Genomic DNA, 13,444 nt, shown 5'->3' on the forward strand with positions numbered 1-13,444 from the left:
AGGAAGCCATTTCTTTAGGTGATCAAGCGGTGACCTCCAGTCCGGATTGAGCCGTTCGGCGTAGCGTCGTTCCTACCAACGTTGTGCTCTAACCGGGTGGTCCCGGAGACCGTCACACATTTGCAACACCAACGCACTGTGATCGGCTTCACCTGTCCCATAGCGTCGTCTCACCTTCTGGGCGGTAGGGCGCGACCAGCACTCGCCGCCCTATCCGACGACGAGAGTTGGAGTGGACATGCGGGCTTCACGCGGGTTCTGGGGAGCGACGGCGGTGGTGGCCACGGCGGCCCTGCTGCTGACGGCCTGTGGAGGTGGTGGATCCGGTGACGACAAGGGGTCCGGCGCCGTCGACGCCAACGCGTCGGTTTCGGTCTACGGCACCGAGCCGGAGAACTCGCTGATTCCCGCCAACACCAACGAGCTCGGTGGGTCCAAGGCCCTCAAGCCGGTGTTCTCGGCGCTGGTCGGCTACAAATCCGACACCGCCGAGCCGTACAACCTGATGGCCGAATCGATCACCACGACCGATTCGAAGGTCTTCGACATCAAGATCAAAAAGGGCTGGAAGTTCCACGACGGGACCGAGGTCAAGGCCAAGAACTTCGTCGACGCCTGGAACTACAGCGCGAACGGCAAGAACGGCATGCAGAACGCGTCGTTCTTCGAGCAGATCCAGGGCTACGACGAGATCAGCGCCAAGGAACCCGCCGTCAAGGAGATGTCCGGGCTCAAGGTCGTGAACGACTACGAGTTCCAGGTCACCCTCAAGGGACCGTTCTCCGTGTTCGCCACCAAGATCGGCTACCTCGCCTTCGCGCCGCTGCCGGACAAGTTCTTCGCCGACCCGGAGGCGTTCGCCAAGGCCCCGATCGGAAACGGGCCGCTGAAGTTCGTTTCGCGCACGCCGAACCAGAACATGAAGCTCACCCGGTTCGACGAGTACCAGGGCGAGGACAAGGTCAAGTTCAAGGACCTCGAGGTCCGCATCTACACCAGCCAGGAGACCGCGTACCAGGATCTGCTGAGCAACCGCCTCGACTTCATGGAGGCGCTCCCGCCCGCGGCGAAGGCCGGTGGCAAGTACAAGACCGACCTCGGTGAGCGGTTGATCGAAGGGAAGCTGCTCGGCATCAGCGCGCTCGCCCTTCCGTACTACGTCCCTGGCTACGACAACCTGGACCTGCGCAAGGCGATCTCGCTGGCCATCGACCGCGAGCAGATCGTCAAGACCGTCATGAACGACACCTACGCGCCCGCCGACGGCTACGTGTCGCGCGGTATCGAGGGCTACCGGCCAGGCGTCTGCGAGTTCTGCAAGTTCGACCCGGTGAAGGCCAAGGAGTTCTTCGCGAAGTCCGGCTACACCGGCAAGCTGACCATCGCGTCGAACGCCGACGGTGGCCGCAAGGAGCCGCTGGTCGCGGCGTGCAACAGCATCAAGAACGCGCTCGGCGTCGAATGCGACTTCGTGCCGGCGACCGACTTCGGGCAGTGGCGCAGCATCGTCAACAACCGCCAGCTGACCGGCATGGGCCGTTCCGACTGGTCCGCCGACTACCCGTCGATCGAGAACTACCTGAACCCGCGCTACAAGAGCACCGGTTCGTCGAACGACTCCACCTACAACAACCCGGCCGTCGACGCGCTGCTGACCCAGGCGGACCAGACCGCCGACAAGGCGGCCGCGATCAAGCTGTACCAGCAGGCCGAGGATCTGATCGCGAAGGATCTGCCCCAGATCCCAGTATGGGAAGAGAAGGGTGTCGGCGGGAAGTCGAACCGGCTCAAGACCGTGAAGCTGGACTTCGGCAGGCTCGCGGACTACGCGTCCATCGAGGTCGCGGCGAAGTAATCGCGTGGCCGGGACGGCCGGGAACGGTGCAGCACCGTTCCCGGCCGTCCCGGACCCCGGCTCCCACCACGCGATCTCCAGGACGGCACGCCCATGCCCCAATACATCCTCCGACGACTACTTCAACTCATCCCGGTCTTCTTCGGCACGACGTTCCTCATCTACGCCCTCGTGTGGGCGGTGCCCGGTGACCCGTTCGCCGGAAAATGCGGTCAGGTCGCCTGCCCGCCCGCCTACATCGAGATGATGACCGCGAAGTTCAACCTCGACGATTCGATCTTCGTCCAGTACTTCAAATACCTCGGCAACCTGTTCACCGGCGACTGGGGCGAGACCTTCAACGGCAACTCGGTCGGCGAACTGATCGGGAACGCCTATCCGGTGACGGTCCGGCTCGCCCTCATCGCGGTGGCCATCGAAGCGATCATCGGCCTGTCCGCGGGCATCCTGACCGGCCTGCGCGGCAAGGGTTTCCTCGACAACCTCGTGCTGATGTCCACCACGTTCCTGATCTCGATCCCGGTGTTCGTCACCGCGATCGTGCTCCAGATCGTCCTCGGTTCGGAACTGGGCATCATCGACGCGAGCGTGTCCGAGGACGCCACGATCGGCGAGCTGATCGTGCCCGGCATCGCGCTCGGCAGTCTCTCCATGGCCTACATAGCCCGGTTGACCAGAACGAGCATCGCGGAGAACCGGCACGCCGACTACGTCCGCACGGCCGTCGCGAAGGGACAGCCGCGCAGCCGGGTCGTCGGCGTGCACCTGCTCCGGAACTCGGTGATCCCGGTGCTGACCTTCATCGGCACCGACATCGGCGCGCTCATGGGCGGGGCCATCGTCACCGAAGGCGTGTTCAACATCAACGGCATCGGCGGGCTCATCTTCCGCGGTATCCAGAACCGGGAGGGCGCCACCGTCACCGGCGTCGTCGTCCTGCTGGTGATGGTCTATCTGCTGGTGAGTCTCATCGTCGACCTGCTCTACGCCGTTCTCGACCCGAGGATCCGTTATGACTGACCCCAATGTGGCCGGCGGAGTGTCCTCTGTGGACGTCGCAGGCGCCGGTGTCGCCGACGATTCCGCGACGGCGCACAAACCACGCAGCCTCGGCGGCGACGCCTGGCGGATGTTGCGCAAGCGGCCGTCGTTCATCATCTCCGCCGTCATCATCACGCTCGTCGTGCTCATCGCGATCGCGCCCGATCTGTTCAGTTCCCGGCCCGCCGGGTTCAGCGATCTGCTCCATGCCAACGAAGGACCGTCCGCGGACGCCTGGTTCGGTTACGACAACCAGGGTTACGACGTCTACGCGCGGACCATCCACGGCGCGCGGGCGTCGCTGCTGGTCGGTGTCTTCGCGACGGTGCTGACGATCCTGATCGGCTCGGTGGTGGGGATCATCGCCGGGTACTACGGCCGTCTGATCGACAGCCTGTTCTCGCGGGTGGGTGACATCTTCGCGGCCCTGCCGTTCGTGCTCGGCGCGATCGTCATCCTGACCACGTTCAACGCGCCCGGTTCGAACCCCGGGGTCGTCACGATCATCGTGCAGGTGGTCGTGTCGATCGCCGCGCTGAGCTGGCCGGTGGCGATGCGCATCATGCGGTCGGCGACGCTGGTGGCCAAACAGCTCGACTACGTCAAGGCCGCGCGCGGGCTCGGCGCGAGCACGCCGCGCATCGTGTTCCGGCATCTGCTGCCGAACACGGTCGCGCCGGTGCTGGTCTACGGGACCATCGCGCTCGGCGCCTTCATCGGCGCGGAAGCGACGCTGGCCTATCTCGGCGTCGGTGTGCGGCCGCCGGTCGTTTCGTGGGGTGTGATGATCAGCGACGCGCGGGACTACTTCCGGGTGAATCCGCACATGCTGTTGTTCCCCGCGGGGTTCGTGACCATCACCGTGCTCGCGTTCGTCATGCTCGGTGACGGTATCCGCGACGCGCTCGACCCGAAGGCCCGGTGATCGTCCGTGACCGACGAACTGCTGCTGGAGGTGGAAGACCTCCATGTCGAATTCCGCACCTCCGATGGCGTCGCGACCGTGCTCAACGGCGTCGACTACTCCGTGCACGCCGGGGAAACCCTTGCCGTGCTGGGGGAATCAGGCTCCGGGAAGAGCGTGACCGCGCAGACGGTGATGGGCATCCTCGACAGCCCGCCCGCCGTCGTCACCGGCGGCGCGGTCCGTTACCGCGGCGAGGATCTGCTCACCGCCACCGAAGAGCGGCGGCGTGAGGTGCGGGGCGGGGAGATCGCGATGATCTTCCAGGACGCGTTGTCGGCGCTCAATCCCGTGTTCACGGTGGGATTCCAGATCGAGGAACAACTGCGAGTCCGGCTCGGCATGTCCAAAAAGGACGCGCGGAAGCGGGCGATCGAACTGCTCGACACCGTGCGCATCCCCGCCGCCGCCCGCCGGGTCCGCGAGTACCCGCACCAGTTCTCCGGCGGGATGCGGCAGCGCGCCATGATCGCCATGTCGCTCGCGCTCGACCCGGATCTGCTGATCGCGGACGAGCCGACGACCGCGCTCGACGTCACCGTGCAGGCCCAGATCATGGACCTGCTGGCGGAGATCCAGGCCGAACGGCGGATGGGGCTGATCCTGATCACCCACGATCTGGCGGTGGTCGCCGAGGTCGCCGACCGGATCGCCGTGATGTACGCGGGCCGGATCGTCGAACAGGCCGACGTCACCGAGCTGTTCCGTTCGCCGGGGCATCCCTACACCGAGGCTCTGATGGCCTCATTGCCGCGGCTCGACCTCAAAGGACAGACGCTGGAGACCATCAAGGGCCTGCCGCCGAGCCTGCTGAACATCCCGCCCGGCTGCCCGTTCCATCCGCGCTGCCCGCGGGCGGAAAGCCGGTGCGAGACCGAACGGCCCGCCCTGCGCAACCTCGGCTTCGGCCGGGTCAGCGCCTGCCACTTCGCCGACGAGGTGGTGAGCGATCGTGTCTGAGCCCATTCTGCGCGTCGAAAACCTGGTGAAGTACTTCCCGGTGCGGGCCGGGATCCTCTTCAAACGCACCATCGGGCACGTGAAGGCCGTCGACGGCGTCTCCTTCGACCTCATGCCGGGCGAAACGCTCGGTGTGGTGGGGGAGTCCGGTTGCGGCAAGTCCACGTTGGCCCAGGTGCTGATGCGGCTGGAAGAACCCACAGGCGGGCTCGCGACCTTCGAAGGCCGTGACATCTTCGCGTTGCGAGGAGCCGAACTGAGGAGGCTGCGGCGCGAGATTCAGATCGTGCTGCAGGATCCGTACACCTCGCTGAACCCGAGGATGACGGTCGGCGACATCATCGGCGAACCCTTCGAAATCCACACCGAGGTGGCGCCGAAGGGGTCACGGGCGGCGAAGGTGCGGGAGCTGCTCGACGTCGTCGGGCTGAACCCCGAGCACATCAACCGCTATCCGCACCAGTTCTCCGGCGGGCAGCGTCAGCGCATCGGCATCGCGCGGGCGCTGGCGTTGCGGCCGAAGGTGATCATCTGCGACGAGCCGGTTTCGGCGCTCGACGTTTCGATCCAGGCGCAGGTGATGAATCTGCTCGGTGATCTGCAGAACGAATTCGGCCTTTCCTATGTGTTCATCGCACACGATCTGTCGGTTGTCCGTCACCTTTCCACGCGGGTGGCGGTGATGTACCTCGGCAAGATCGTGGAAATGGGGACCGAAGAGGAGATCTACGAGCGTCCTTCGCATCCCTACACGCAGGCGCTGCTGTCCGCGGTGCCGGTCGCGGATCCGGCGTTGCGCGGGCAGCGGCAGGTGATCCGGCTGGAAGGCGACGTGCCGAGCCCGCTGGATCCGCCGTCGGGCTGCCGGTTCCGCACGCGGTGCTGGAAGGCGCAGGACGTTTGCGCGGATCAGGAACCCGAATTGGTCGTCCGGTCCGGCGGGCATTTGTCCGCCTGCCATTTCGCGGAGGAGAAAACCGTCGTCCCCTGACTTTCGTAGGGACTTCGTTGATACGTGGGGATCGCTCACGTAGTTTGCACGAATAGTTTTCTTCAGGAGGCAGGAAGTGAAAAAGCCCAGATCTCTCGTGATCGCGCTCGCGGTACCGCTGTTCGGCGCGATCGTCGCTGCTCCGGTGGCATCAGCGCAGCCGGCGCTTTCCGGAGCCGCGACCGAATTCTCCGTCCTGGCCCGTGAAGGTCAGAGTGTCGCTTCGGTGGAACGGGCGGTCCGCGCCGCCGGGGGCACCGTCGTGACGAGCAACGCCGCGGTCGGCCTGGTCACCGCGACCGCGCCCGCCAACGGTTTCGCCGAGCGCGTCTCCACGGACCGGTCGGTCTTCGGCGCCGCCAAAGCGAAGGCGATCGGCACCGCGCCGAAGCAGGGCAAGGTGAAGGACAAGCCGGGCGTCGTCGAGAAGGAGGGCCGCGGCGCGGCCTCGGCCAAGAAGCCGGTGCAGGCGAACGCCGTCGGCATGGACCCGCTCGACGAGCAGCTCTGGGGACTCAAGTCCGTCCGGTCGGACCTTTCGCGTACCAAACAGCCGGGCGACAAGCGAGTGAAGGTCGGCGTCATCGACACCGGCGTCGACGGCAGTCACCCGGATATCGCGCCGAACTTCGACCGCGCGGCGTCGCGGAACTTCACCAAGGACATCGTCGCCGACGTGAACGGCGTCGTCGTCGACGGGCCGTGTGAGTTCCGTGGCTGTGTCGACCCGGCGGACCACGACGACAACGGGCACGGCACGCACGTCGCCGGCACCATCGGCGCGGCCGCGAACGGTTTCGGTGTCTCGGGGGTCGCCCCGAACGTGACGCTGGTGAACCTCCGCGCCGGGCAGGACTCGGGCTCGTTCTTCCTGCAGCCGACCGTGGACGCGATCACCTACGCCGGCGACGCCGGTGTGGACGTCGTGAACATGAGCTTCTTCACGGATCCCTGGCTGTACAACTGCACCGCGAACCCCGCGGACTCGGCCGAACAGCAGGCCGAGCAGCGCACCATCATCGAGGCGACGACCCGTGCGCTGAACTACGCGCACCGCAAGGGCGTCACCCAGGTCGTCTCGCTGGGCAACCAGCACAGCGACCTCGGCGCCCCGCAGCCCGACGCGTCGAGCCCCAACTACCCCTCGAACAGCACGCACCCGCGGCAGATCGACAACGCGAGCTGCCTCTCGCTGCCCGTCGAGGGCCCGCACACGATCGGTGTCTCGTCCTTCGGACCGTCGCAGGCGAAGGCGGACTACTCGAACTACGGCGTCGAGCAGATCTCGGTGTCCGCGCCCGGCGGATACTTCCGTGATTACTTCGGCACCCCGTGGCACCGCACGAACGAGAACATGATCCTTTCGACGTACCCGCGCAACGTCGGTGTCGCGGAAGGCATGATCGACGCGGACGGGAACCTCACGCCCGACGGTGTCGCCGCCGGTATCCAGAAGGCGACCGCCGCCGACGGCCGCGTCGGCTACTACCAGTGGCTGCAGGGGACGTCGATGGCGTCGCCGCACGCTTCGGGTGTCGCCGCGCTGATCGTTTCGCAGTACGGCAAGGGTTCGCGCGACTTCGGGATGAACCCGGACGCGGTGCAGCGGGTGCTCGAAGGCACGGCTTCGGACATCGCCTGCCCGGTGCCGCGGACCGTCGACTACCTGGACGAAGGCCGGGACGCGTCGTTCACCGCGACTTGCACCGGTGACGCTTCGTTCAACGGCTTCTACGGTCACGGTGGCGTCGACGCCTGGTCGGCCGTCACGCGGGGTGCGCAGTACCTGCGAGGCTGATCCTCGGTTCCGTTGCTGGCGCTATGAAAGGTCCTTTCCTTGCAAATTTTGCAAGGAAAGGACCTTTCATAGCGTGGTCGGGCCGGGCCTGTCAGGCGGCTCGACCGGTGCGGACCACGGTGATGGCCGGTCTCGGACGCTGTGTCGCTGCGTCGGCCGCACGACGGAGTTCGGTGATGACCTTGTCCGGTTCGTCGCGAATCCGGGATGGCAAGGTCTGCACGACGACGATCCCAGCGGCCGCGTACCGATTGTTGCGGTGGAGGGTTTTCCGGTACGCGTTCCTGCCGAAGTGGTAGGCATACGAATCGATTTCCCATGCCATGGCGAGCTCATCACACCATGAGTCGGGCTTGCCGATGTAGTTGCCGAAGGCGTCGTAGATCTTGACGTTCCTCTCAGCAGGCGGCAGACCCGCCTTCTTCCAGATCGCCAACGCCTCTGCTTCGGGGACCGATTTGACATCGGCTGCGAGTTCTCTGAGTACGGCACGAGGAAGCGCCGTTCCTCGTCTGCTGCAGGACTCGAGTTCGGCACTCAACTCGTCCACGGTACAAAGGCCCGCCTCGACGGCTTCGATGAGCAAGGCGCGAACCGGCTCGAGTTCGCGAATGCGCCTTACTCCATCCAGTACCGCTCGAGCCGGCGCTGCCAGCGGTACCCCTTCGGTCACGCGACGCTCCGGCATGGCGATCGTTCTTTCGATGATCGCGAACTTGACGCTTCGTATTTTGCGCTCTTGGGGAATGAGCAAATGGACTGTCCCATGAGGGCCGGACTGTCGTAGGCCGTATCGTCGCGCGGCCTCGAAGCCGGTGACGATCCCCTGGGAGCCGGTAAGCATCAATGCGGCTTCGACTCGTTGCCGCGGGGTCGGCTGTTCCTTCGAAAGTAGGACGATGCCTGGCAGCAGGTGGGTCCACCTCCCGCCAGGCTGGCATCTTCGGTAAGACGTGCTTTGTGTGACTCCTAGTTTCTCCAGAGTCGCCACGCGGATGACGCCGTGCCGACTGTATTGACGTAGGTATGAGTCCGTGAACGGAGCTCGTGATAGGTACATGCCGACATGGTGATCGGCAGGTCCGACAGGATCTGATCCCGGAGTGCCATGAAAGGTCCTTTCCTTGCAAATTTTGCAAGGAAAGGACCTTTCATGGCGTCTGGAGACTGGGAAGTGAGCGGAAGGCTACTTTCCGGAAGCGGTCTTGATGAACTTCGCCAGGTCCTTCGCCTGCCGCACCCGCGACTCCTCGTGCACGTACATCATGTGCCCTGCCGGGTAGTACGCCGTGTCGATGTTCTCCCGCAGCTCCTCGGGAATCTGCAAGCGCGCCAACACGTGCTCCGAAGCGAAGTACGGCGTCGCGCCATCGTAGTGCCCGAAGGCGACATGCACCTGAAGGTGCGGGTTCGCCCGCATGGCCGACGCGAGTGAGTCCACAGAGGACACCGAGCGGCCTTCGAAGTCCGAGTACGACCACGCCTTGAACACGTCTGTCGACAGGACCTCGTACGGCAGATCGTTCTCGTAGCCGAGTTCGGCCCGCACGTAGTGGTTGAGCCCGCCCGTGTAGGCGCCGATGATCCGCGAGATCGACGGGTCGTCGCTCATGTGCTCGCGTCCGCCGTCGGGTTCCCAGGTGGTGAACCGTCCGTCCATCCGGCCGACGACGAGACCCTTGTCCCGCAACAGCTCGGTGAAGTACCGCACGTGCTCGATCCGCAGGTTGACCCGGTCCACATAGGACTCGCTCAGGCCGGTCAGGGAGGCGAGCGTCGCCACCGCTTCGGCGCGGTCCTGTGTGGACAGACGCGCGCCGCGCGCCAGAGCCCAGGGGAGTTCCTTGGCCGCGAAGTCCTCGGCGTCGGCGAGGACGTCGTCGAGCGGCCGGTCGCCGTGGAGGCCGTGGTAGTGCGCGATCGCCGCGTACGTCGGCACGTAGAGCGAGTACGGCAGGTCGTTGCCCTCGGTGAACCGCAGCGTGCCCATGTCCAGTACGGACGAGATCAGCAGTAGCCCGTTCAGGTACATGCCGTGGCGTTCCTGGAGATGCGACGCCAGCCCGGCCGCGCGGAGCGTGCCGTACGACTCGCCCGCGAGGAACTTCGGCGAGAGCCAGCGCTGTTTGCGTGAGACCCAGAGCCGGATGACCTCGCCGATGGACTCGATGTCGGCGGTGTACCCGTGGTACTCCTTGGCCGCCTCGCCGTCCACGGCGCGCGAATAGCCGGTCGACACCGGGTCGATGAACACCAGGTCGCTGTGCGCCAGCAGGGTTTCCTGGTTGTCGGTCAGCCCGTAGGGCGGCGCGACCGGGTCGTCGACGTCGCCCGAAAGCACCCGGCGCGGGCCGAGCAGGCCCATGTGCAGCCAGACGCTCGCCGAGCCGGGCCCGCCGTTGAACGCGAACGTGACCGGGCGCGAGCCGGGCTCCGCGTCGTCGAGCGTGTACGAGGTCAGGAACACCTCGGCCTTGGCCTTGTAGCCCTCGGACTTGCCGTCGGTGATGACCTCCTTCCGCAGCACGATCCGCCCGGTCTGGGCGGTGTAGGCGAGCTTCTTGCGCTTGAGGGTGAGCGTGTGCTTCGTGGTGACCAGGTCGTCGGTCGGCTCGACCTTGGTTTCCACCGACGGGGTGTCCTTCTCGTCGGTGGCCTTTTCCTCGGGATTGGTGTCCGGCATGCTCCCAACTTACTGGCAGTCTGTAGGAGTGGACATCGTCACGGCGCATGATCGCCCGAGCACGCCCCGAGAGGCGATCGGGATCCAGGAAACCCTGCGTGGCCTGGTCGAACTCGAAGATCGCTGTCCACAAGAGATCGTCACGGTCACCGGGTTGGACGTCGCCTACGACGAGGACAGCGGTCTCATCGCGGCCGCCGCCGTGACCCTCGAAACCGACGGATTCCGCGTCGTGGAAAAGCGAACCGTCGTTTCCCGGATCTCGTTCCCGTACGAACCGGGGCTTTTCGCGTTCCGCGAGCTGCCCCCGCTGCTCGACGCCCTCCGCGCGCTCGACCACGTCCCGGATCTGCTGGTCTGCGACGGTCACGGCCTGGCACATCCGCGCCGGTTCGGGCTCGCTTGCCACGTCGGCGTCGTGACCGGGCTGCCGACGGTCGGGGTCGGCAAGACCCGGTTCGTCGGCGAGCACGACGAGCCGGGCTTCGAACGCGGCTCGCGGAGGCCCTTGCTGGACGACGACGAGGTCGTCGGCGCGGTCCTGCGCACCCAAGACGGCGTGAAGCCCCTCTATGTCTCCGTCGGCCACAAGATCTCGCTGGACAACGCGTGCCTCCAGGTGCTGCGGCTGTGTCCCGCGTTCCGTCAGCCGGAGACCACCCGGCAAGCCGACCGGCTCGCCAGGGACGCGCTGAAAGAGGCGTTATGAGGTTCCGCTCGCTCGCCGAACTCGACGCCGAGGTCATCGGCTGCCGCGCCTGCCCGCGGCTGGTCGCGTGGCGCGAGGAGATCGCCGTGGTCAAACGCGCGGCCTTCGCCGGCGAGACCTACTGGGCCCGGCCGGTGCCCGGCTTCGGCCCGCCGGACGCGTCGCTGGCGATCGTCGGCCTGGCCCCTTCGGCCCACGGCGCGAACCGGACCGGCCGCCTGTTCACCGGCGACCCGTCCGGTGACGTTCTCTTCAAGGCGCTTCACCGGGTCGGGGTCGCGTCGCAGCCGACGTCGACCCATATAGGTGACGGCCTCGAGCTCCGAGGAACCCGGATGGTCTCCCCGGTGAGATGCGCGCCACCCGCCAACAAGCCCACACCTGAGGAACGGGAAACCTGCCGATCGTGGCTCGCGGCCGAGCTCGAGTTGCTGAAACCGACGCTGAAGGCCGTCGTGGTGCTCGGCGCGTTCGGCTGGCAGGCGCTGCTGCCGGTGCTCGCGGAGGCGGGCTGGCCGGTGCCCGCGCCACGCCCGAAGTTCGGCCACGGAGCCGAACTGGAACTCGGCGACCTGCGCCTTTTCGGCTGTTATCACGTGTCGCAGCGCAATGTCCAGACCGGGCGCCTGACCCTTGACATGGTGTGCGACGTCCTGGCCTCCGCGACCTCGGCGGCCGGCCTGAACTGAATCGGTGCGGAAACCGTGGCGACGCTGGTCACAGCCGGATGGGGTCTCCGAGCGATCTCAGCTGATGGGTGCGACTATAGAAATATGGCTGGTGTTAAGTCGGAACCGACACGGATCCTCGTCCTTGGTGGTGGGTACGTCGGGCTCTACACGGCGTACGGGCTCCAGAAGATGCTCCGGGCCAACGAAGCGTCCGTGACGGTCGTTGATCCGCAGCCGCACATGACCTATGCCCCCTTCCTGCCCGAGGCGGCGGCCGGTGCGATCGAACCGCGGCACGTGGTCGTGCCGCTGAGGCGCGTGCTCAAGCGCTGCCACGTGCTCACCGCGCGCGTGACGAAGATCGAGCACGAGCGCAAGGCCGTGACGGTCGAGGCCGCCGACGGGCACGTCGAGCAGCTGAACTACGACGTCCTCGTGGTCGCCCTCGGCGCCGTGGCGCGCATCCTGCCGATCCCGGGCCTGGTCGAGGAAGGCATCGCCTTCAAGACCATCGGTGAGGCGATCTACCTGCGCAACCACGTCATGACGAAGCTGGACGAGGCCGCCAGCACGCTCGATCCCGAGCAGCGCAAGCGCCTGCTGACGTTCACCGTCGTCGGCGGCGGGTTCGCCGGTATCGAGGCGCTCGCCGAACTCGAGGACATGACCCGGTTCGCGGTGGAGAACTACTACCCGAACCTCAAGGTCGAGGACATCCGCTGGGTGCTCGTCGAGGCGGCCGGGCGGATCCTTCCCGAGGTACGCGAGACGCTCGGTGTGTACACCGTCGAGCAGCTCGAAAAGCGCGGCATCGAAGTCTATTTGTCGACAGCGGCGAAGTCGTTCGAGAACGGCCACGTCGTGCTCTCGGACGGCACCGAGTTCGACACCGACACGATCATCTGGACCGCCGGCGTGAAGGCGAACCCGGTGCTCGCCAGCTCGGACCTGCCGCTCGACAAGCGCGGCCGTGTCGAGGCCACCGCCGCGATGCAGGTCGTCGGGCACCCCGACGTCTGGACCGCCGGTGACAACGCCGCCGTGCCGGACCTCTCGCGTACCGAGCAGGACCCGACCGCGACCTGCCCGCCGAACGCGCAGCACGCCGTTCGCCAGGCGCGTCTGCTGGCGAAGAACATCATCAAGGTGATCCGCGGCGGCAAGCCGAAGGACTACTACCACAAGAACCTGGGTGCGGTGGCCAGCCTCGGCCTGCACAAGGGTGTCGCCGACGCGCTGAACCTGAAGATCAAGGGCTTCCCGGCCTGGCTCTTCCACCGCGCGTACCACCTCAAGGCGATGCCGACGTGGAACCGCAAGATCCGCATCCTGTTCGACTGGATGCTGGGTGGCCTGTTCCGGCGCGAGGTCATCTCGCTCGGCCAGATCAACAACCCGCGCGAGGAGTTCGACCGGTTGTCGAAGTCCTGAGTTCGTAAGTCCGTGAAGGCCTCCTTCCCTGCCTTGACCGTGGGGAAGGAGGCCTTCACGGCGTTTCAGGTGTGCCGGTGCAGGCATTCCGGAAGTCCGTACCCGCCGTTCCGCTCGCCACCGGCCTGTCTCCGGCCGAATTGGCGAAGCACGTTTGGAGCGGATCGAGCGCGACGATGCGCGCGCCCGCTCCCGGAAGAGACCTTTCCGCTGGCGGGCAGTGTTCATCAGGGTCTTCCTGCTCGCCCTCTCCGCGGCGTCGATCCCGGCCGATCAACGAGAAATTCGAGGAGAACAGGCCGTTCGGAACGAGCTCGGTCTCCGCTGACTCGAATATCGGC

The 13,444-nt window shown here is 66.1% G+C and carries 11 protein-coding genes; 9 read left to right on the top strand and 2 right to left on the bottom strand.

All coding sequences use genetic code 11. The features are described 5' to 3' along the window. The first annotated feature begins 238 nt into the window (after nucleotides 1–238). From ACFVM3_RS04765 to ACFVM3_RS04790, 6 genes are all read left to right on the top strand, one after another. A complete protein-coding gene (locus ACFVM3_RS04765) occupies nucleotides 239–1,855 on the top strand; it encodes an ABC transporter substrate-binding protein (RefSeq protein ID WP_378435581.1) in 1,617 nt (538 codons plus the stop codon). 93 nt (nucleotides 1,856–1,948) lie between these two features. After that, nucleotides 1,949–2,875: an ABC transporter permease gene (locus ACFVM3_RS04770; RefSeq protein ID WP_125694151.1), complete on the top strand. Its 927-nt coding sequence runs from the start codon at nucleotides 1,949–1,951 to the stop codon at nucleotides 2,873–2,875. Continuing rightward, a complete protein-coding gene (locus ACFVM3_RS04775) occupies nucleotides 2,868–3,821 on the top strand; it encodes an ABC transporter permease (RefSeq protein WP_378435583.1) in 954 nt (317 codons plus the stop codon). Before ACFVM3_RS04770 ends, ACFVM3_RS04775 begins: the two co-directional genes overlap by 8 nt. Before the next feature lie 6 nt (nucleotides 3,822–3,827). Further along, entirely contained in the window at nucleotides 3,828–4,820 is a 993-nt protein-coding gene (locus ACFVM3_RS04780; RefSeq protein WP_378435585.1) for an ABC transporter ATP-binding protein, read from the top strand. Continuing rightward, the gene (locus ACFVM3_RS04785; RefSeq protein WP_378435586.1) at nucleotides 4,813–5,811 is read left to right on the top strand and encodes an ABC transporter ATP-binding protein; all 999 of its coding nucleotides are present in this window, start codon (nucleotides 4,813–4,815) and stop codon (nucleotides 5,809–5,811) included. The genes ACFVM3_RS04780 and ACFVM3_RS04785 overlap by 8 nt, the downstream gene beginning before the upstream one ends. Nucleotides 5,812–5,887: 76 nt before the next feature. Further along, nucleotides 5,888–7,609, top strand: a complete 1,722-nt coding sequence (locus ACFVM3_RS04790; RefSeq protein WP_378435588.1) for a S8 family serine peptidase — start codon at nucleotides 5,888–5,890, stop codon at nucleotides 7,607–7,609. A gap of 91 nt (nucleotides 7,610–7,700) precedes the next feature. On the opposite strand, the gene ACFVM3_RS04795 is transcribed toward ACFVM3_RS04790, so the two are convergent. Next, entirely contained in the window at nucleotides 7,701–8,453 is a 753-nt protein-coding gene (locus tag ACFVM3_RS04795; protein WP_378435590.1) for a hypothetical protein, read from the bottom strand. A gap of 342 nt (nucleotides 8,454–8,795) precedes the next feature. After that, entirely contained in the window at nucleotides 8,796–10,292 is a 1,497-nt protein-coding gene (locus ACFVM3_RS04800; protein WP_378435592.1) for a S10 family peptidase, read from the bottom strand. A 28-nt stretch (nucleotides 10,293–10,320) separates the two neighbouring features. Here ACFVM3_RS04800 and nfi point away from each other — a divergent pair, with 28 nt between their 5' ends. The 3 genes from nfi (at nucleotide 10,321) to ACFVM3_RS04815 (ending at nucleotide 13,103) form a co-directional block, all read left to right on the top strand. Beyond that, nucleotides 10,321–11,001 (top strand): deoxyribonuclease V, encoded by a 681-nt coding sequence (gene nfi / locus ACFVM3_RS04805; protein ID WP_378435593.1) that lies wholly within the window; start codon nucleotides 10,321–10,323, stop codon nucleotides 10,999–11,001. Then, nucleotides 10,998–11,690 (top strand): uracil-DNA glycosylase, encoded by a 693-nt coding sequence (locus ACFVM3_RS04810; RefSeq protein ID WP_378435594.1) that lies wholly within the window; start codon nucleotides 10,998–11,000, stop codon nucleotides 11,688–11,690. Before nfi ends, ACFVM3_RS04810 begins: the two co-directional genes overlap by 4 nt. 84 nt (nucleotides 11,691–11,774) lie before the next feature. Next, entirely contained in the window at nucleotides 11,775–13,103 is a 1,329-nt protein-coding gene (locus ACFVM3_RS04815) for an NAD(P)/FAD-dependent oxidoreductase (protein ID WP_007028829.1), read from the top strand. The last annotated feature ends 341 nt before the right edge of the window (nucleotides 13,104–13,444 follow it).

The organism is Amycolatopsis sp. NPDC057786 (assembly GCF_042797905.1).
Taxonomy (GTDB): domain Bacteria; phylum Actinomycetota; class Actinomycetes; order Mycobacteriales; family Pseudonocardiaceae; genus Amycolatopsis.

Excerpts from the sequence above, each read along its gene's own strand:
- ACFVM3_RS04765 (WP_378435581.1), top strand. The coding sequence starts at position 239 with ATGCGGGCTTCACGCGGGTTCTGGGGAGCGACGGCGGTGGTGGCCACG.
- ACFVM3_RS04770 (WP_125694151.1), top strand. The coding sequence starts at position 1,949 with ATGCCCCAATACATCCTCCGACGACTACTTCAACTCATCCCGGTCTTC.
- ACFVM3_RS04775 (WP_378435583.1), top strand. The coding sequence starts at position 2,868 with ATGACTGACCCCAATGTGGCCGGCGGAGTGTCCTCTGTGGACGTCGCA.
- ACFVM3_RS04795 (WP_378435590.1), bottom strand. The coding sequence starts at position 8,453 with ATGCTTACCGGCTCCCAGGGGATCGTCACCGGCTTCGAGGCCGCGCGA.
- ACFVM3_RS04800 (WP_378435592.1), bottom strand. The coding sequence starts at position 10,292 with ATGCCGGACACCAATCCCGAGGAAAAGGCCACCGACGAGAAGGACACC.
- ACFVM3_RS04810 (WP_378435594.1), top strand. The coding sequence starts at position 10,998 with ATGAGGTTCCGCTCGCTCGCCGAACTCGACGCCGAGGTCATCGGCTGC.
- ACFVM3_RS04815 (WP_007028829.1), top strand. The coding sequence starts at position 11,775 with ATGGCTGGTGTTAAGTCGGAACCGACACGGATCCTCGTCCTTGGTGGT.